19 protein-coding genes are annotated in these 19,056 nt (G+C 69.1%); 14 read left to right on the plus strand and 5 right to left on the minus strand.

The features are described from left to right. Positions 1–125: 125 nt before the first annotated feature. The 5 genes from ACSHWB_RS22760 (at position 126) to proB (ending at position 6,681) form a co-directional block, all read left to right on the plus strand. On the plus strand, positions 126–3,158 hold the full coding sequence (locus ACSHWB_RS22760; RefSeq protein WP_439664018.1) for a translation initiation factor IF-2 N-terminal domain-containing protein: 3,033 nt from the start codon (positions 126–128) through the stop codon (positions 3,156–3,158). 251 nt (positions 3,159–3,409) lie between these two features. Beyond that, the gene (gene rplU, locus ACSHWB_RS22765; protein ID WP_030479431.1) at positions 3,410–3,721 is read left to right on the plus strand and encodes a 50S ribosomal protein L21; all 312 of its coding nucleotides are present in this window, start codon (positions 3,410–3,412) and stop codon (positions 3,719–3,721) included. Positions 3,722–3,735: 14 nt separating this feature from the next. After that, the gene (gene rpmA / locus ACSHWB_RS22770) at positions 3,736–3,993 is read left to right on the plus strand and encodes a 50S ribosomal protein L27 (RefSeq protein WP_090071165.1); all 258 of its coding nucleotides are present in this window, start codon (positions 3,736–3,738) and stop codon (positions 3,991–3,993) included. A gap of 105 nt (positions 3,994–4,098) precedes the next feature. Beyond that, positions 4,099–5,550: a GTPase ObgE gene (gene obgE / locus ACSHWB_RS22775; RefSeq protein WP_439664019.1), complete on the plus strand. Its 1,452-nt coding sequence runs from the start codon at positions 4,099–4,101 to the stop codon at positions 5,548–5,550. Between the two features lie 3 nt (positions 5,551–5,553). Further along, complete coding sequence (gene proB, locus ACSHWB_RS22780; RefSeq protein WP_439664020.1) at positions 5,554–6,681, plus strand: glutamate 5-kinase; 1,128 nt, start codon at positions 5,554–5,556, stop codon at positions 6,679–6,681. Here proB and ACSHWB_RS22785 read toward each other — a convergent pair. Together ACSHWB_RS22785 and ACSHWB_RS22790 are read right to left on the minus strand one after the other, a co-directional pair. Beyond that, on the minus strand, positions 6,674–7,939 hold the full coding sequence (locus ACSHWB_RS22785) for an MFS transporter (RefSeq protein ID WP_439664021.1): 1,266 nt from the start codon (positions 7,937–7,939) through the stop codon (positions 6,674–6,676). The genes proB and ACSHWB_RS22785 overlap by 8 nt on opposite strands. A 12-nt stretch (positions 7,940–7,951) precedes the next feature. Continuing rightward, positions 7,952–8,536 (minus strand): alpha/beta fold hydrolase, encoded by a 585-nt coding sequence (locus ACSHWB_RS22790; RefSeq protein WP_439664022.1) that lies wholly within the window; start codon positions 8,534–8,536, stop codon positions 7,952–7,954. 38 nt (positions 8,537–8,574) lie between these two features. Here ACSHWB_RS22790 and ACSHWB_RS22795 point away from each other — a divergent pair, with 38 nt between their 5' ends. Next, positions 8,575–8,958: a VOC family protein gene (locus ACSHWB_RS22795; protein WP_439664023.1), complete on the plus strand. Its 384-nt coding sequence runs from the start codon at positions 8,575–8,577 to the stop codon at positions 8,956–8,958. Here ACSHWB_RS22795 and ACSHWB_RS22800 read toward each other — a convergent pair. Next, entirely contained in the window at positions 8,940–9,839 is a 900-nt protein-coding gene (locus ACSHWB_RS22800) for an AraC family transcriptional regulator (protein WP_439664024.1), read from the minus strand. The genes ACSHWB_RS22795 and ACSHWB_RS22800 overlap by 19 nt on opposite strands. A gap of 82 nt (positions 9,840–9,921) precedes the next feature. On the opposite strand from ACSHWB_RS22800, the gene ACSHWB_RS22805 reads away from it, so the two are divergent. Then, positions 9,922–10,332: an anthrone oxygenase family protein gene (locus ACSHWB_RS22805; RefSeq protein WP_439664025.1), complete on the plus strand. Its 411-nt coding sequence runs from the start codon at positions 9,922–9,924 to the stop codon at positions 10,330–10,332. On the opposite strand, the gene ACSHWB_RS22810 is transcribed toward ACSHWB_RS22805, so the two are convergent. Next, complete coding sequence (locus tag ACSHWB_RS22810) at positions 10,310–11,494, minus strand: cytochrome P450 (RefSeq protein ID WP_439664026.1); 1,185 nt, start codon at positions 11,492–11,494, stop codon at positions 10,310–10,312. The genes ACSHWB_RS22805 and ACSHWB_RS22810 overlap by 23 nt on opposite strands. Before the next feature lie 49 nt (positions 11,495–11,543). Next, positions 11,544–13,628 carry a RecQ family ATP-dependent DNA helicase gene (locus ACSHWB_RS22815; protein WP_439664027.1) on the minus strand — a complete coding sequence of 695 codons (2,085 nt, stop codon included), beginning with the start codon at positions 13,626–13,628 and terminating at the stop codon, positions 11,544–11,546. Between the two features lie 63 nt (positions 13,629–13,691). Here ACSHWB_RS22815 and ACSHWB_RS22820 point away from each other — a divergent pair, with 63 nt between their 5' ends. From ACSHWB_RS22820 to octT, 7 genes are all read left to right on the plus strand, one after another. After that, entirely contained in the window at positions 13,692–14,957 is a 1,266-nt protein-coding gene (locus ACSHWB_RS22820) for a glutamate-5-semialdehyde dehydrogenase (RefSeq protein ID WP_439664028.1), read from the plus strand. Positions 14,958–14,973: 16 nt separating this feature from the next. Then, positions 14,974–16,143, plus strand: coding sequence for a cytochrome P450 (locus ACSHWB_RS22825; RefSeq protein WP_439664029.1), 1,170 nt, complete (start codon positions 14,974–14,976; stop codon positions 16,141–16,143). Between the two features lie 181 nt (positions 16,144–16,324). Continuing rightward, the gene (gene nadD, locus ACSHWB_RS22830) at positions 16,325–16,906 is read left to right on the plus strand and encodes a nicotinate-nucleotide adenylyltransferase (protein ID WP_439664030.1); all 582 of its coding nucleotides are present in this window, start codon (positions 16,325–16,327) and stop codon (positions 16,904–16,906) included. Between the two features lie 85 nt (positions 16,907–16,991). Then, complete coding sequence (gene cspE, locus ACSHWB_RS22835) at positions 16,992–17,195, plus strand: transcription antiterminator/RNA stability regulator CspE (protein WP_030468099.1); 204 nt, start codon at positions 16,992–16,994, stop codon at positions 17,193–17,195. A 141-nt stretch (positions 17,196–17,336) separates the two neighbouring features. After that, positions 17,337–17,720, plus strand: a complete 384-nt coding sequence (gene rsfS, locus ACSHWB_RS22840; protein WP_319981659.1) for a ribosome silencing factor — start codon at positions 17,337–17,339, stop codon at positions 17,718–17,720. Positions 17,721–17,728: 8 nt separating this feature from the next. Beyond that, the gene (locus ACSHWB_RS22845; protein ID WP_439664031.1) at positions 17,729–18,334 is read left to right on the plus strand and encodes a histidine phosphatase family protein; all 606 of its coding nucleotides are present in this window, start codon (positions 17,729–17,731) and stop codon (positions 18,332–18,334) included. Then, positions 18,331–19,044 (plus strand): diglucosylglycerate octanoyltransferase, encoded by a 714-nt coding sequence (gene octT, locus ACSHWB_RS22850; protein ID WP_439664032.1) that lies wholly within the window; start codon positions 18,331–18,333, stop codon positions 19,042–19,044. The genes ACSHWB_RS22845 and octT overlap by 4 nt, the downstream gene beginning before the upstream one ends. The last annotated feature ends 12 nt before the right edge of the window (positions 19,045–19,056 follow it).

A 19,056-nucleotide genomic window follows, 5' to 3' on the forward strand; every position in this document is an offset into this window, starting at 1 on the left:
CAGAGAGGCGCCACGCCACTGCGCGCGAGGCAAGGATTCCCGCCGCGAGCAGCGGTGGAGAGAGACAAGAGAGGCCCCTGCGCGGCCGCGTCCTCACGGGACGCGCCCGGGGGTGGAGGAGCTGCATGTCGAACAAGGAAAAGCCTGCCGGTGTCACCGGCGGGCAGGGCGTGGTTGCCGCACGCCCTGAACTGGCGGACCTGCCGGACAAGTTGCGGGTCCACGCACTGGCCAAACTGCTGGACGTCAGCAGCAAGGACGTGATGACTGCGCTGGCCGACCTCGGTGAGGTCGCCCGTAGCGCGCAGTCGAGCGTCAGCCGCGACGTCGCGCTGAAGGTCGCCGAGACACTCGTCGACTGGGACGACGTGGTCACCGGTGAGGTCACCGAGGACTACGAGGCACCCGCGATCCCGGCGTTCGAGGCACCGGCGCTCGCGCCGATCTTCGCCGCGCCGAGCGCGGTGTTCCTGCCGCCCCAGCCGATCGAACGGCCGAAGGCGTCGCCCTCGCCGTTCGTGGTCGAGGAGGCGCCGGTCGTCGAGGAGAAGTCCGTCGGTGAGATCGCCGCGGACGAGCTCGACGCAGCGGAGGCCGAGGCGGACACCGAGGCGGACGGCGACGACGAGAGCGACAGCCGCCGTCGACGCCGCCGGGGCCGCCGTGGCCGTGGCCGCGGCAAGGGCACCGACGCCGAGGGTGGTGAGGAGACCGACGAGGCACCGTCCGAGGACGCCTCCGAGGCCACCGAGTCCGACGACGACGCCGCTGAGGCCGAGGACGAGGGCGACGAGAGCTCGACCCGTCGCCGTCGCCGTCGCCGCCGCCGCAAGACGGGCGCCGAGGAGGAGGTGTCGTCCGAGGACGACCCGCCGAACACGGTCGTGCACGTCCGCGAGACGCGGGACGCGCGCGACGACAAGGCCGACTCGGAGGCCGCGCAGAACGAGGTGCGCAGCATCCGCGGCTCCACGCGCCTGGAGGCCAAGCGCCAGCGCCGCCGTGACGGTCGCGAGGCCGGCCGCCGTCGTGCCCCGGTGCTGACCGAGGCCGAGTTCCTGGCCCGCCGCGAGGCCGTGGCCCGCACGATGGTCGTCCGCGAGCGCGGCGACCGCACCCAGATCGGCGTGCTGGAAGACGGCGTGCTGGTCGAGCACTTCGTCACGTCGTCGGGCTCCGGCTCGATCGTGGGCAACGTCTACCTCGGCCGCGTGCAGAACGTGCTGCCGAGCATGGAAGCCGCGTTCATCGACATCGGCCGCGGCCGCAACGCCGTGCTCTACGCCGGTGAGGTCGACTGGGACGCCGCCGGTCTCGAGGGCAAGTCCCGCAAGATCGAGCAGGCCCTGTCCAGCGGCGACAGCGTGCTCGTCCAGGTCACCAAGGACCCGGTCGGCCACAAGGGCGCCCGCCTCACCACGCAGATCAGCCTTCCCGGCCGCTTCCTCGTCTACGTGCCGGGCGGCGGTGCCACCGGCATCAGCCGCAAGCTGCCGGACAACGAGCGCAAGCGCCTCAAGGACATCCTCAAGCGCGTCGTCCCCGAGGACGCCGGCGTGATCATCCGCACCGCCTCCGAGGGCATCGCCGAGGAGGAGCTGGGCCGCGACGTCACCCGTCTGCAGGCGCAGTGGAAGGTCATCAAGGAGAAGTCCGACAGCACCTCCACCAAGGCGCCGACCCTGCTCTACGAGGAGCCGGACCTGCTGGTGAAGGTCGTCCGCGACCTGTTCACCGAGGACTTCGCGCAGCTCGTCGTCCAGGGCGACGAGGCGTGGGAGGTCATCGACTCCTACGTCCGCCACGTGGCGCCGGACCTGCAGGACCGCCTGAAGAAGCACGTCGGCAACAGCGACGCGTTCGTCGAGTACCGCATCGACGAGCAGCTGATGAAGGCGCTCGACCGCAAGGTCTGGCTGCCGTCGGGTGGTTACCTGATCATCGACCGCACCGAGGCGATGACGGTCATCGACGTCAACACCGGCAAGTTCACCGGTTCGGGCGGAAACCTCGAAGAGACCGTCACGCGCAACAACCTGGAGTCGGCGGAGGAGATCGTCCGCCAGCTCAGGCTGCGCGACATCGGCGGCATCATCGTCATCGACTTCATCGACATGGTCCTGGAGTCGAACCGCGACCTGGTGCTGCGCCGCCTGACCGAGTGCCTCGGCCGCGACCGCACGCGTCACCAAGTCGCCGAGGTCACCTCGCTGGGTCTCGTGCAGATGACGCGCAAGCGCGTCGGCACCGGCCTGCTCGAGGCGTTCAGCCAGACGTGTGAGCACTGCCGCGGCCGTGGCGTCGTCGTGTCCACCGAGCCCGTGCACTCGCACGGCGGTGGCAACGGTGGCGGCCAGCAGCAGCCGCAGCAGCCCAGCAGTGGCCGCAAGTCGCGCCGCAACAAGGGTGGCGGCGAGCAGTCCGCCGAGACGACCGAGGTCGTCGAGGCGGCGGTCGAGGCGCCGGTGGCTCCCGCGGAGCCCGCCGAGGTCTTCGAGCCCGGCGAGCCCGAGGACACCTCCGAGGACTTCGTCGCCGCCGACCAGGAGCACGAGGCCCACGGCCGTCGTCGCCGCCGCCGTCGTGGCCGCGACAAGGAGCCGCAGGCCGTCGTCGACGCGGTCGTGGTCGAGGAGCAGGCGCTCAACGGTCACGTGCCCGCCGAGGACCCGGCTCCCGTCGAGCTGGACCCCGTGGTCACCGAGTCCGAGGTGATCGAGGAGACCGCTGAGGAGCTCGTCGAGCCGGTCGCCGAGGAGGCGCCGGTCGCGGCCCCCGTCGTGACCGGACGCATCGGCGCGCAGCGCCCGATCGCCGAGCCCGCGCAGGAGCAGCCCGTCGTGACGGGTCGCATCGGCGCTCAGCGGACCGTGGTGGCGGTGGAGCCCGAGCAGGAGCCCGTGGCCACCCCGCAGCCGGTCGCGGCCCCCGAGCCCGTCGCAGCGGCCCCTGTGGCCGCTGTGGAGCCCCCCGCGGCCCGTCCGCGGCGTCGTGCGGCCAAGCGCGCCGCCGGTGCCCCGGCGGCCGAGGTGCCCGCGCCGATCGTGGTCGAGGTGCCCAAGCAGCCCGAGGTCCAGATGCCCGCACCGGTGGTCACCACCACCCGCAGGCGCCGCGCCGTGTCGCGGCCCGCGGGACCGCCGGTCCAGGAGGACTGACGCGAATGAAGTGAGACCGGGGTCGCCTGCGGGCGGCCCCGGTTTTGCTTTGCCCACAAGGGTTGTGAGGGACCGCACAGCCTGCGGGAACGTCATCGGGGCACCCCGGTTTGCTCCTGGAGCACCCACTCCCGTAACCTTGTTGACGGCCCGCCATCCGACGGGTCCTGTCGTGTGCCTCCGCTGGTGAACTTCCCAGAATGGTTGGCGCGCGGCCCGTCACCATCGAGTAGCAGGAGACTTCCGTCCTGATGTACGCGATCGTCAAGACCGGCGGCAAGCAGTACAAGGTCGCTGTCGGCGACATCGTCGAGGTCGAGAAGCTCGAGGGCGAGCCGGGCACCGAAATCTCCCTCCAGGCGCTGCTCGTGGTCGACGGCACTGACGTCACCGCTGACGCGGCGGCCCTGGCGAAGTTCTCGGTTACCGGCAAGCTGGTCGAGCACACCAAGGGCCCGAAGATTCGCATCCACAAGTTCAAGAACAAGACCGGCTACCACAAGCGACAGGGTCACAGGCAGAAGCTGACCCGCGTCGAGGTCACCGGCATCACCGGTAAGTGAGGACCTGACTTCTCATGGCACACAAAAAGGGTGCATCCAGTTCCCGCAACGGCCGTGACTCCAACGCCCAGTACCTGGGTGTGAAGCGGTACGGCGGTCAGGTCGTCAAGGCCGGCGAGATCCTGATCCGCCAGCGCGGCACCAAGTTCCACCCCGGCGTCGGCGTCGGCATCGGCAAGGACGACACGCTGTTCGCCCTGCTGCCCGGTGCGGTGGAGTTCGGTTCGAAGCGCGGTCGCAAGACCGTCAACATCGTTCCGGTCGCGGTCTGAGGACCGTTTCCGCAACGTAGTTAGACCTCTGCGAGGGGCGGGCCCGGTCAATCCGGTTCCGCCCCTCGTTGTTTGTCCGCAGTCCTGTTGAGAGGAAGTATTTCCGTGGCCCGCTTCGTAGACCGTGTGGTGATCCACGCTGCCGCCGGCAACGGGGGCAACGGTTGTGCTTCAGTGCACCGCGAGAAGTTCAAGCCCCTCGGCGGTCCCGACGGCGGCAACGGTGGCCGCGGCGGCAACGTCGTCCTCGTCGTCGACTCGCAGGTGCACACCCTGCTGGACTTCCACTTCCACCCGCACGCCTCCGCCACCAGCGGCAAGTCCGGCGCCGGTGCGAACCGCGACGGCGCGAACGGTGAAGACCTGATCCTGCGCGTCCCGGACGGCACCGTCGTGCTGACCGAGGACGGCGAGATCGTCGCGGACCTGGTCGGCGAGGGCACGCAGCTCATCGCCGCTGGTGGTGGTCGTGGTGGCCTCGGCAACGCCTCGCTCGCGTCGAGGGCCCGCAAGGCCCCCGGTTTCGCGCTGCTCGGTGAGCCGGGCGAGACGCGCGACCTGGTGCTGGAGCTCAAGTCCGTCGCGGACGTGGGCCTGCTGGGCTTCCCGTCGGCCGGCAAGTCGTCGCTGATCTCGGTGCTGTCCGCGGCCAAGCCGAAGATCGCCGACTACCCGTTCACCACGCTGGTCCCGAACCTCGGCGTGATCACCGCGGGCGAGACCGTCTTCACGATGGCGGACGTCCCCGGCCTGATCCCCGGCGCGTCGCAGGGCAAGGGCCTCGGCCTCGACTTCCTGCGCCACATCGAGCGCACCGCCGTTCTCGCGCACGTCGTCGACTGCGCGACGTACGAGCCGGGCCGCGACCCGATCGCGGACATCGACGCGCTGGAGAAGGAACTCTCGGAGTACACCCCCGCGCTGGGCGGCAACTTCGAGGACCGGCCGCGCGTGGTCATCCTCAACAAGGTCGACATCCCGGACGCCCAGGACCTCGCCGACATCGTCCGCCCGGAGATCGAGGCCCGCGGCCTGCCGGTCTTCGAGGTGTCGACGGTGTCCCGCCTGGGCCTGCGCGAGCTGACGTTCAAGCTGGCCGAGGTCGTGCGCGAGTACCGCGCGGCCCAGCCGAAGAAGGAATCGACCCGAATCGTGCTGCGGCCGACCGCCGTGGACGACCAGGGCTTCACCGTGACCGAGGACCCCTCGGTCGAGGGTGGCTTCATCGTGAAGGGCGAACGCCCCGAGCGCTGGATCCGTCAGACCGACTTCTCCAACGACGAAGCCGTCGGTTACCTCGCGGACCGCCTCAACAGGTTGGGCGTCGAGGAAAAGCTCGTGAAGAAGGGTGCCGTCCCCGGTTGCCAGGTCACCATCGGCGACCTGATCTTCGACTGGGAACCGACCACCCCGGCCGGCATCGCGATGACGATGACCGGGCGTGGCACGGACATCCGTCTCGAGAACAACGACCGCATCGGCGCACACGAGCGCAAGGCCCTGAAGAAGGCCCGCCGCGCGCCCGGTGACTACGGCGACGCTTTCACCGAGGAGTAAGTCGTGACGGCCCCCGCGGTCTCACAAGCTCGAACCGCGGTCGCTTCGGCGAACCGCATCGTGGTCAAGGTCGGTTCTTCCTCGTTGACCACAGCGGAGGGTGGCCTCGATCCGGCGCGTCTCGACGCGCTGGTCGACGCCCTCGCCGCCCGTGCCGCAGCAGGTAGCCAGGTCGTGCTCGTGTCCTCGGGCGCGATCGCCGCCGGCCTCGCGCCGTTGAAGCTGTCCCGCCGCCCGCGCGACCTCGCCACCCAGCAGGCCGCGGCCAGCGTCGGCCAGCTCACTCTGGCGCACGCCTACGCGAACTCGTTCGGCCGCTACTCGCTGACGGTCGGGCAGGTCCTGCTGACCGCGGACGACGTGGTGCGCCGCGCCCACTACCGCAACGCCCAGCGCACGTTCTCGCGTCTGCTGGCGCTGGGTGCCGTGCCGGTCGTGAACGAGAACGACACCGTTGCCACCGAAGAGATCCGCTTCGGCGACAACGACCGTCTCGCTGCCCTGGTCGCGCACCTCGTCGGCGCCGACGCGTTGTTCCTGCTGTCGGACGTGGACGCCCTCTACTCGGGCGACCCGCGCAAACCGGGAGCGGTGCGCATCTCCGAGGTGGCGTCAGCGTCCGATGTGGACGGTGTGCAGGCCGGAACCGTTGGTGCGTCGGGGTTGGGCACCGGCGGCATGGCCTCCAAGCTGGCGGCGGCGCGGCTGGCCTCGTCCGCGGGCATCCCGGTGCTGCTGACCGGTTCCGCCGAGGCAGGCCGCGCGTTGACGTCCGCCGACGTCGGCACAGCCTTCGCCGCCACGGGCTCGCGCCTCACCGCGCGCCGTTTCTGGCTCGGTTACGCCACCGACGCCAACGGCCGCCTGCACCTCGACGACGGCGCGGTCGCCGCGGTCGTGGGCAGGCGTCGTTCGCTGCTGGCCGCCGGGATCACCGGTGTGGACGGCGACTTCGAGGCCGGTGACGTCGTCGAACTGGTGAGCCTGGCCGGTGAGGTCGTGGCCCGCGGTGTCGTCGGCTACGACTCGGCCGAGCTGCCGTCGTTGATCGGCCGCAAGTCCCACGACCTGCCGGAGGACCAGCGCCGCGAGGTCGTGCACGCCGACGACCTGGTGCCGCTGGCTAGGTGAGCTCGACGCCCTTCGTCTCCGGCAGCGTCAGCACCACGAGGAACGTGATCACGGCGGCGACCGCCACGTACCAGAAGAAGACGGTGCCGCCCACGGCCTGGATGACCAGCGGGGCGGTGCCGCCGAACACCGCGACGGTCAGGTTGTACCAGGCGCCGATGCCGAGCCCGCGCAGTTCGGTCGGGAACAGCTCGCTCATGATCGCGGGCGCGATCGACGTGATCGCCGTGTAGAGCCCGAGTCCCACGGCGAACACGACCACGAGGTTCGCCAGACCGGGTTTGACCAGCGATGACAACGGCACGACCAGCAACGCCATCGCCGCCGCCCACACGAGCATCTGCGGTTTGCGGCCGTAGCGGTCGGCCATCCACCCCATCGGGTACTGCAGCGCGATGAACACCACCGTGCCGATCGACAGCGCCAGGAACACGTCGATGTCGTTGGCGCCCTTGGACTTCACCGCGAACGGTGTCAGCGCGCTGAAGAACGTGTAGAAGCTCAGCGTCGAGAGCAGCGTGATGCCGATGAGCTGCCCGACGGCCTTCGGGTGCTCCCTGAGGGTCGTCATCAGCGGGTTGCGCAGGCTCTCGGCCTTGGCCCTGTTCTCCTCGAACTGCTCGGTCTCCTTGAGCTCCCGTCGCAGCCACAGCCCGATCAGGCCCAGCACGCCGCCGATCAGGAACGGCACGCGCCAGCCGTAGGAGGCCATCGCGGCCTTGTCGAGGTTGCGGGACAGGAAGAAGCCGAGCAGCGACGCGATCAGCACCGCCGCGCCGGTCGAGATGTAGAAGAACGACGAGTATCGGCCGCGGTGCGAGGCCGGCGCGATCTCCGCCAGGTACGCCGACGCGTTCGAGACCTCGCCGCCCAGCGCCATGCCCTGTGCGATGCGGGCGAGCACCAGCAGTGCCGGTGAGAGCCAGCCGACCTGCTCGAACGTCGGCAGCAGGCCGATCGCGACCGAGCCGCCGGACATCAGCACGATGGTGAACAGCATCGCCGTGCGGCGGCCCTTGAGGTCCGCGAACCGGCCCAGCAGATAACCGCCGAGTGGCCGGAAGAAGAAGGCGAGCGCGAACGTGGCGAAGGTGCTCAGAAGGGCGGCGGCCTCGTTGCCCGCTGGGAAGATCTGCGTTGCGAAGTAGATGCTGAACGCCGTGTAGATGCCCCAGTCGTACCACTCGACCGCATTGCCGGCGCTTGATGCGACGAGCGTGCGTACGGGCAGTCGATGCGTCTGCGATGTAACCGCCATAGACGCACCCAATCACATACGGCGACGAATTGGCGCGTATGTCTCGACTGGTTCATTGGTCAGGAAGTCAACGATCATCGCGTTGCACAGTGCGGGTTTCTCGTGCAGAAGACCGTGTGAAGTGCCAGGAACCACTGCCAGCTCGGCATTCGGCAATGCCCGGTACATCGCCGTGGCGTGTTCCAGCTTCACCTCGTCGTCATCGCCGATCATGATCAGTGTCCGGTTCGGCAGTTTCCCGAGATCTTTCTCGGTCAGCGCGGGACTGCGACGGTGCATCGGCGTGAGCTCCGTGGCCGGATCCCAGCCGTCGTGGTGGTAGACGCCGCACACGACCACGAGCCGTTGCACGAGATCGGGTCTGAGGACGGCGGTCAGCAGTGCGACCGTGGCGCCGTCACTGCAGCCGAGCAGGTGGGCAGGCCCGGTCCGCTCCAGGAACTGGATGGTCTCGTGGGCCATCTCGGTGTGGTCCTGAGTGGCCTGGTCGACGCGGTGCGGGGCGTGCAGCGCGAAGTCGGCGAGGGCGTCGAACTGCGGTCCGAACGCCGAGGGGTCGGCGCCGCCGGGGTGCAGGAGCACGAGTGAGTCAGCCATGTGCGAGTAGACCTCTCTCGTCGTTGATACTCATCGCCGTGCGATCTATTGGTTTGGTGACGTTGGTGGTTCGCGATTACGACGAGGCGATCCGCTTCTACGTGGAGGGACTCGGGTTCACGCTGGTCGAGGACACTCCGCAGGGCGACAAGCGCTGGGTCGTGATCTCGGCGGGGGAGGGGACGTCGCTGCTGCTGGCACAGGCTGACACAGGTCAGCAGCAGGCACGAGTGGGAGATCAGACCGGTGGCCGCGTCGGGTTCTTCCTCAACACCGACGACTTCGACCGCGACCACGCCCGCATGCTCGCTTTCGGCGTGCACTTCCGCGAGGAGCCGCGCGACGAGGTCTACGGCCGCGTGGCCGTGTTCGAGGACCTCTACGGCAACCGCTGGGACCTGCTTCAGCCCACCCGCGCCTGACCGGGCGACACCCCGACGATCCGTTTGAACGCGCGGCTGAACGCGGCCTCCGACTCGTAACCGAGGCCGCGGGCGATCTCGCTGACCGTGCTGTCGCGGTCCTTCAGCCTGTTCATCGCGACGTGCATGCGCCACCGCGTCACGTAGCGCATGGCCGGTTCGCCGACGAGGTCGGTGAACCGCGCCGCGAACGCCGACCGGGACATGGCTGTCTGGTGCGCGAGGCGTTCGACGGTCCACGGCTGCGCGGGGTCGCGGTGGATCAGCGCGAGCGCCTGCCCGATCTGATGGTCCTGCAACGCGCCGAGCCAGCCCGTGCGCGCCGCCGGGTCGTTGGCGAGCCACGAGCGGATCGTCTGGATCACCAGGACGTCCGCGAGTCTGGTGACGACCGCCTCGCCGCCGGGACGCACGGCCTGTGACTCGATGGCCAGCAGGTCGATCGTGGCGCGCATGTCGTCGGCGCGGCGCACGTACAGCACGTTCGGCAGCACGCTGGTGAGGTGCTTCGCGGCCGGATGGTCGAAACGGACCGCACCGCACACGAGGTGCGTCACCGCGCCGCCGCCACCGTGCCGCAGGATCGCGTAGTTGTCGGTCTCGAACTCGTGCGGCAGCGTCGTGACGAGTGGCGACTCCGCTTCGCCGTGGAACAGCCGATGACGCTGCCCACCCGGCACGAGCAGCACGTCGCCGGGTTCGAGCGAGGTGACCTGGCCGTCGACCTCGACGTCGCACCGGCCGCTCGTGAGGACGTGGAACCACAGGCAGTCGCCCATGTCCGGCATCGTCGCGCCCCACGGCTCCGTGAGCTCGTTGCGGCAGTAGAAGGTGCCGGACATCCTCAACAGGTGCAGTGCCTCGCCCAGCGCATCCGTCATGGTGCTGATTCTGGACGAACGAGCAAGCTCGCGCGATGAATTGTCATTGAGAGTCCCGTGCTCACCGGTCAGAGTTGGTGCCATGGGGACAATCACGCTGATCACAGCCACCGCAACAGGTCTGATGGCCGGCCTGTTCTTCGCCTTCTCCGTCGCTGTCATGCCCGGTCTCGCCGACCTGCCCGCCGAGCAGGCCCGCGCGGCGATGCGCCGGATCAACGCACGCATCCAGAACCCGGTGTTCCTGCTGGTGTTCCTCGGCACCGCCGTCCTGTGCGGCATCGAGGTCTTCCAGGGACGGATCGTCGGCGGCCTGCTCTACGTCGTCGGGTCGTTCCTGCTGACGATGTTCGTCAACGTGCCGATGAACAACCGCCTCGAACGGACCGACGACGCCTACTGGCCCGAGTACCTGCGCACGTGGACGCTCTGGAACCACGTGCGGGCCGTCGCCTGCCTCGCCTCAACCGTCATCCTGCTGCTCGGATTCTGAGGCCGTTCTTGGGACGCATCGCGGCGAGGCCGGTCGGCGTCAGGCGTTGGGGGAGCAGCTCGGGTTTCGGCCTTTGCAGCAACGCTTTCAGCATCACGGTCAGCTCCGCCGTGGCGAGCCCGGCGCCGACGCAGCGGTGCGGACCGCCGCCGAACGGCAGGAACTCGTGCGGCCCCGGCTTGGTCTCCCAGCGGTCCGGGTCGAACTTCAGCGGGTCGGGGAACACCTCGGCCAGCCGATGCGTGACGTACGGGCTGTACAGCAGGAACGCACCCTGCTTGATCTTCTTCCCGGCGAACTCGAACTGCTGCGTCGCGACCCGCGCCGACACGACCGCCGGAGGGTACAGCCTGAGCGTCTCGTTGATGACGTTCGCCAGGTAGTCGTCGTCCTGCTGGGCACGCTCCCAGACCCCGTTGTGCCGCAACAGGTTGAACACCGCCCACGCCATCGCGCCGCTGGTCGTCTCGTACCCGGCCGCGATCAGCGTGACGATCTGGTCGCGCACCTCCAAATCGCTCAGCCCATCACCCTGCACGAGAGAGGTGAGCACGTCACCGGCCGTTCCGCCCTGACGTGTCTCCTCGATCGCCTGGTACACCCGCGCGTCCACGGCCCGCCGCGCCCTCATCGCGTTGCGCCAAGCCGGAGCCCTCATCGTCCTGAGCAACGTGACGACCGTCGGATTGCGGTCGATCAGGTTGATCAGCACCTGCAGATGGGCTCCGAAGAAGTCCGACTCCTGCGCGAGCCTCTCGCCGAACAGTGCGTGGATCGTGCTGTGCCGGATGGCCCTGCGGAACTCCTGGTACGCGTCAACGGTCTCGCCCGGCCGCCACGCGTCGATCGTCGCCTCCGCGTTGGCCCGCATGATCGGCGTGTACTCCGCGATCTGCCGATGCGCCAACGCCGGCTGCACGATCCGGCGCCTCCGCTTGTGGTCCTCGCCGTCGCTCACGATCAACGACGTCGGCCCGTCCACCGGCATCAGCGACTGGAACGCCCGCTCCACCTCGAACAACTCGGCGTGCGCGAACACGAACCGGTTCGCCTCCGGACCGAGCAGGTAGGTGTACGGACCCACCGGTACGACCGGCCCGAACCGCCGGTACAGCCAGGAGAGGAGATCGGCCTGCCGGTACCGCACGACGTCCGGAGTCATGGCGACGACAGTGCCACACCGCGCCAGGGCGCGGTTCGCGGATTCTTCGTCAGTTCGTCACCGCCAGCGCGAACGGCAACACGGCGGAGACCCCCTCCTTCCTGAGCATCCGAGCCGCCACCGTCATCGTCCACCCGGTGTCGATGTGGTCGTCCACCAGGAGAACCGGACCGTCCACACCGGACAGATCCGGGGTCTCGCCCGCCCGCACGAGTCCGGCCAGCCGCTGCGCGCTGTTCGCCCGGTGCGTCGACTCACCGAGCCACACGGTGCCCAGGAACGGCAGCCGCCCGATCGACGCGATCTTCTGACCGAAGCTGCCGACGAGCTGAGGACGTCGGCGCGACCCGACCGTCACCACGCCGACCGGCCGTTCGTCCCAGCCCCACGCCGTCAGCACCTTCACGCACGCCGCGAACACGTCGTCCGGGATCTCGCGGTCGGCGCCGTCCGCGAGCAGGTCGCGCAGCCGGTTGCCCCAGCCGATGTCGGTGAGCCGGCCGAGCGCCCGGCCCGTGGCCGCCACCTCCGCAGCCGGGATCTTGCCGGACAGCGGAACGCCGATCGCGCTCATGCCCGTCGGCCACATCTTGCGCGGCGCCACGTCCAAACCAGGCCGCAGCAGCCGTTCGCGAGCAGCCTCCGCCGCCACTTCGGACACCTCGACCGACAGCCGTTCGCCGGTGCAGTTGTCGCAGCGCCCGCAGTCGTGCGAGGTCGGGTCGTCGAGCTGGTCCTGCAGGAACTTCATCCGGCACACATCGGTGCGCTGGTACTCGATCATCACCTGCTGCTCGGCCTTGCGCGCCTCCGCGATGCGCGCGTACCGCTCGCCGTCGTACTCCCACGGCCGGCCCGTCGACTCCCAGCCACCGCGCACACGCCGGACCGCGCCGTCGACGTCCAGCACCTTCAGCACCACCTCGAGCCTGCCGCGCGACAGCTCGACCATCGGCTCCAGCGCCGCCGTCGACAAAGGCCTGCCCGCGCCGTCGAGCGCGGACAGCACCTGCCGCACCACCACCTCGGGCGGGAACGCCAGCGACGCGAAGTACGCCCAGATGTCGCGGTCCTCGTGACCGGGCAGCAGGACCACCTCGGCCCGTTCGACACCACGGCCCGCACGGCCGATCTGCTGGTAGTACGCGATGGGGGAGGACGGCGCGCCGACGTGCACGACGAACCCCAGGTCCGGCTTGTCGAACCCCATGCCGAGCGCGGAGGTCGCGACGAGCGCCTTGACCTTGTTGCTCAGCAACTCCTCCTCGGCGCGCTCACGTTCGGAGGGCTCGGTCTTGCCCGAGTACGCCGCCACCGCGAAACCGCGCGAGGCGAGGAACGCCGCGATGTCGTCCGCCGCCGCCACCGTGAGCGTGTAGATGATCCCGGAACCGGGCATGCGGTCGAGCTGCTCGGCCAGCCACCCGAGGCGGGACTCCGCGGTCGGCAGCAGCGCGACCGACAGGCGCAGGCTGTCGCGGTCCAGCGGCCCGCGCAGCACCAGCGTGCCCTCCTCCGCCCCGAGCCCCAGCTGCTCGGTGACGTCGTGGACCACCCTGTTGTTCGCCGTGGCCGTCGTCGCCAGCACCGGCACACCGAGCGGCAGCTCCGTCAGCAACGTCCGCAGCCTGCGGTAGTCGGGCCGGAAGTCGTGCCCCCAGTCCGAGATGCAGTGCGCCTCGTCGACGACGAGCAAGCCGGCCGACGCCGTCAACGAAGGCAGCACCGCATCGCGAAAATCGGGGTTGTTCAGCCGCTCCGGACTCACCAGCAGCACGTCGACCTCGCCAGCCGCGACCTGCTCCTGCACGGCGTCCCACTCACCGGGGTTCGCCGAGTTGATCGTCACCGCGTGCACACCTGCCCGCGCCGCCGCGTCGATCTGGTTGCGCATCAACGCGAGCAACGGCGACACGATGATCGTGGGCCCCTCACCGAGCTGACGCAGCAACGCCGTCGCGATGAAGTACACGGCCGACTTGCCCCAGCCCGTGCGCTGGACGACGAGAGCCCGGCGGCGCTGGGCCACCAGGGTGTGGATCGCGGTCCACTGGTCCTCGCGCAGCACCGCCTCCGGGCCCGCCAGTGCCCGGAGCCGTTCCTCCGCCAGTTCTCGCAACGCGATGTCGTCCATGAGGCGCAAGCTTGCCAGGCCACTCTGACAATTGTGATTGTCGCAGGTCGTAAGCTGTGTGGCGTGACTGATGACCTGCGCGATCAGGTGCACGCGGCAGCTCGCCGCGCCCGTGTCGCCGCCGACGAACTCGTCCTCGCCACCCGTGAGCGCAAGGACACCGCGCTGCTCGAGATGGCCGCCGCGCTCCGCAAGCGCGCGCCAGAGATCATCGAGGCCAACCGGAAAGACCTCGAAGCCGGCGAAGCAGCAGGTCTCCCGGACAACATCCTGGACCGCCTCACCCTGACCGAGGCCCGCGTCGACGCCGTGGCCGTGGGCCTGGAGACCGTGGCGGGACTCGCCGACCCGGTCGGCCAGGTGATCACCGGCGGCATCCTCCCGAACGGGCTGGAGCTCAAGCAGGTCCGCGTCCCGATGGGCGTCGTCGGCATGGTCTACGAGGGCCGGCCGAACGTCACCGTCGACGCCGCCGGTCTCGCGCTGAAGTCGGGCAACGCCGCGCTGCTGCGGGGTTCCTCGACCGCGGAGCACTCCAACACCACGCTGGTCGCGGTCCTGCGCGACGCACTCGAAAGCGTGAATCTGCCGGCCGACTGCGTGCAACTCCTGCCGTGCCACGACCGCAGGTCCGTCACCCACCTCATCACCGCGCGCGGCCTCGTCGACCTGGTGATCCCGCGCGGCGGCTCGGGTCTGATCAACGCCGTGGTCGAGCAGGCGACGGTCCCCACGATCGAGACCGGCGTCGGCAACTGCCACGTCTACGTGGACGCGCACGCCGATCTCGACATGGCCGAGGCGATCGTCCTCAACGCCAAGACGCGGCGCACGAGCGTGTGCAACGCGGCGGAGTCCCTGCTGGTGCACAAGGACGTCGCGCACGAGTTCGTCCCGCGCATCACCAAGGCGTTGCAGCAGGAGAGCGTGACCATCCACGGTGACGAGCAGTTCGCGCAGCAGCCCGACGTCGTCGAGGCCGACGACGCCGACTGGGGCACCGAGTACCTCAGCCTCGACATCGCGGCGAAGGTCGTCGACTCGCTGGACGAGGCGGTGAAGCACATCGCGACGTACGGCTCCGGCCACAGCGAGGCCATCGTCACCAACGACGTCGCGGCCGCCCGCAAGTTCACGACGCGCGTGGACGCGGCGGCGGTGTTCGTCAACGCCTCCACGGCCTTCACGGACGGCGCGGAGTTCGGCATGGGTGCGGAGATCGGCATCTCCACGCAGAAGCTGCACGCACGTGGTCCGATGGGCCTAACCGAGCTGACGTCCTCTAAATGGGTCGTGTGGGGCGAAGGGCACACACGCCCGAAGGCGTAGCTCTACGTTCGGAGACATGGCTCCCACCTACCCGTTCTCCGAAGCTGACGGCCTGACCCTCGATCCGACCTATGAACGTCTACGGCGTGATGAGCCCGTCTCGCGCGTGACGTACCCGTACGGCGGCGAGGGTTGGCTCGTCACGTCCTACGAAGAGACGAAGTTCGTCCTGGGCGACCCGCGGTTCAGCCGTGCGCGGACGGTCGACCAGGACGTGCCGCGGATGCAGCCCCTCATCGCACCGGGCGGGTCGATCCTCACGCACGACGGCGCGGACCACGCGCGCATGCGCCGGTTGGTGTCCAAGGCGTTCACGGTGCGCCGGATCGAGGAGCTGCGGCCGCGCGCCCAGCAGATCACCGACGAGCTGCTCGACCGCCTGGACAACCCCGGTGACCTGGTCGAGGGCTTCTCCATGCCGTTCCCGATCACGATCATCTGCGAGCTGCTCGGCGTGCCGTTCGAGGACCGCGACGACTTCCGCAAGTGGTCGAACCAGGCGCTGTCCACGATCGGCGGCTACTCGCCAGAAGAGGCGATGGACGGCGTGATGAAGCTGCACGCCTACTTCACCGACCTCGTTGCGAAACGTCGTGCGAAGCCCACGGACGATCTGATCAGCGCGCTCGTCGCCGCACGTGACAACGAGGACAGGCTGAGCGAGGACGAGCTCGTCCGGTTCGGCATCACGCTGCTGGTCGCGGGACACGAGACGACGGCGAACATGCTCTCGAACAGCGTCGTGACGCTGTTCGAGCACCCGGACGCCATGAAGAGCCTGCGCGAGAACCCCGACAAGCTCCCGAACGCCATCGAGGAGCTGCTGCGGTTCATCCCGCTGGGCAGCGGCGCCGGCTTCCCGCGCATCGCGACCGAGGACGTCCAGGTCGGCAACGCGCTGGTGAAGGAGGGCGACGCGGTGCTGGTGGTCGTGTCGTCGGCGAACCGCGACGAGGCTATGTACGCCAACAGCGCCGAACTGGACCTGGAGCGTGAAGTAGGTCAGCACATGCAGTTCGGGCACGGCATCCACTTCTGCCTCGGATCGCAGCTCGCACGGATGGAACTGCAGGTCGCGCTGGGCACGTTGCTGCGCCGCCTGCCCGGCCTGCGGCTCGCCGAACCCGTCGAGTTCCGCAAGGGTTCGCTGGTCAGAGGCCCTTTGAAGGTCGTCGTGGCCTGGTGAGAAAAATCTTGGGCCGACCGCGTAATGGGGGAGCGGCCCGTGCGTTCCTCCTATGCGCGCGGCTCTGCTTCGGGGTGGGCCGCGACCCGAACGGCTCGTCCTCCCCCTGAGCCGTGCGGTGTGATCAGCACGACCGGCGTCAGGCCTCGGGAGCGGCCCGACGCCGGTCTACGCTGTTTTGATGCGCATCGGCGTCATGGGTGGCACGTTCGATCCCATCCACCACGGCCACCTCGTGGCCGCCAGCGAGGTGCAGGCCCGCTTCGACCTGGATCGCGTGATCTTCGTGCCGACGGGTCAGCCCTGGCAGAAGGCGTCGCGGGAGGTCTCCGCCGCCGAGGACCGCTATCTGATGACGGTCATCGCCACGGCCTCCAACCCCCGGTTCTCGGTCAGCAGGGTCGACATCGACCGCGACGGCCCCACGTACACCGTGGACACGCTCACGGACCTGAAGAAGCAGTACCCGGACTCCGACCTGTTCTTCATCACGGGCGCGGACGCGCTGGAGCAGATCCTGTCGTGGAAGCGCGCCGCGGACGCGTTCGAACTGGCCCACTTCATCGGCGTAACCCGTCCGGGCTACACGCTGAACGACCGCCATCTGCCGCCTGGGTCGGTGTCGCTCGTGGAGGTCCCCGCCATGGCGATCTCGTCAACCGGATGCCGCGCGCGTACTGCATCCGGACAGCCCGTTTGGTATTTGGTCCCCGACGGTGTCGTCCAATACATCGCGAAAACAGGCCTGTACTCCGAGTCGTAACCACGTTCGAGTGGATTTTGCGTGCATCCGAGCGCTCGGGGAGCAACAATCAGCGGGTTGTTGCTGGTTCGTGGAAGGCAAGACTTTGGCTACAGGCACCGTGAAGTGGTTCAACGCCGAAAAGGGCTTCGGCTTCATCGCGCCCGACGACGGCTCGGCTGACGTCTTCGTGCACTACTCGGAGATCCAGTCCAAGGGTTTCCGTTCGCTCGAAGAGAACCAGAAGGTCGAGTTCGAGGTCGGTCAGGGCCAGAAGGGGCCGCAGGCCCAGCAGGTCCGCCCGCTCTAGGCTTCGGCACAGGTGAAGGCCACCTCAGGGCGCTGAGGTGGCCTTCATCATGCGTGCGTGTGAAGTACCTGTTGGTGCGCGCCGGTACCCTCAGTAACTCGTGTGGGCGTATCGACGCCCGCCGGAAGTCAGAGGAGTGACGTGGCAGCCACCGACGAGGCACGACGGCTGGCGCTGGTCGCGGCGAACGCAGCGGCCGACAAGAAGGCGCACGACGTGACGGTGCTCGACGTCTCCGACCAGCTCGTGATCACGGACGTGTTCGTGATCGCGTCCGCTCACAACGAGCGGCAGGTCGGCGCGATCGTCGACAACATCGAGGAGAAGCTGCGGGAGGCCGGCACGAAGCCGGTGCGCCGCGAAGGAGCCCGCGAGGGCCGGTGGGTGCTGCTGGACTTCGTGGACGTCGTGGTGCACGTCCAGCACACGGAGGAGCGCAGCTTCTACGGCCTGGAGCGACTGTGGAAGGACTGCCCGCGCATCGAGTTCGAAGCGGACGTCCCCGCCGAGTCCACGGCTGAATGAGGTAGCTGATGGCCCTGAGCCGGCTCGTGCTGTGGCGGCACGGTGAGACCGACTACAACGCGACAGGTCGCCTGCAGGGTCATCTGGACTCGGCGCTCACCGAGACCGGCTTGAACCAGGCCAGGTTCGCCGTGCCGGTGCTCGCCGGGTTCGAACCGGAGATCGTGGTCGCGTCCGACCTGCAACGCGCGCGTGACACCGCACGGGTCTTCACGACGTCCGCGGACGTCCCGTTGCGGATCGACGAACGGCTGCGCGAGACCCATCTGGGCAAGTGGCAGGGGCTCACCACCGCCGAGGTCGAGCAGGAGTGGCCGGGCGCCGTGACGGTGTGGCGCACCGACCCGACGTACACGCCTCCGGACGGCGAGTCGCGCGTCGACGTGGCCGAGCGGGCCATCCAGGTGGTGCGGGAGGTCGACGCGGAGTTCTCCGAGACGGTCCTGCTGTGCGCGCACGGTGGCCTGATCAGCGCGTTGACCGGGCGGTTGCTCGACCTGCCGGTGGAGAACTGGTCGCAGCTCGGCGGCATCTCGAACTGCCACTGGACCGTGTTCACCCGCCGCAACGACCGGTGGCGGCTGTCGTCCTACAACGCGGGCACCACGCGTTGAGACTGCTCGTCCTCGGGGACTCGCTGTCGTTCTTCGGGCCTTCCGGTCCGCTGCCCGCTGATCATCCACGCCTGTGGCACAACATCTGTGCCGAGACGCTGGGTGGTTCGGCGGAGCTGGCGGCCGGGTTCGGGTGGACGGCCCGGGACGCCTGGTGGGCGTTGACCGGGGATCCGCGGATCTGGTCGCTGTTACCCCGTACGGACGTGCTGGTGTTCGCGGTGGGCAGCATGGACACGCTGCCCTCGCCGTTGCCCACGTATCTGCGCGAGGGGCTGCGTTATGTGCGGCCGGACTGGTTGCGGCGGTGGGTGCGTGCGGGCTATCAGTCCGTGCAGCCCCGGCTGGCGCCTTATACGCGGGCGTCGCTGCCGCCTGCGCTGACGGCGCGGTATCTGCGGGACATGCTGCAGTCCGTCCGCAACCTCCAGTACACGATGCCGGCGGTCGGGATCGTGCCGTCGGTGCATCGCGCGGCTACGTACGCGTACGCGCATCAGGGACACGCGGCTGCGGTGGCTGCTGTGCGTGGGTGGGCCGCGGCTGCGGATGTGCCGTTGCTGAACCTGCCGGCCGTGATCGGGGAGCACGTGCGGTCCGGTGCCGGGAATCCGGACGGGATGCACTGGGGCTGGGAGGGCCACGAGCTCGTGGGCAAGGCGATGGCGGCATTGATCTCGTCCGTGGCGTTGAGTCCCTCGGAGGAGTGAGCCCCGTAGGCT

Origin of the sequence: Lentzea sp. HUAS TT2 (genome assembly GCF_051853195.1) — a bacterium.
Classification (GTDB): domain Bacteria; phylum Actinomycetota; class Actinomycetes; order Mycobacteriales; family Pseudonocardiaceae; genus Lentzea.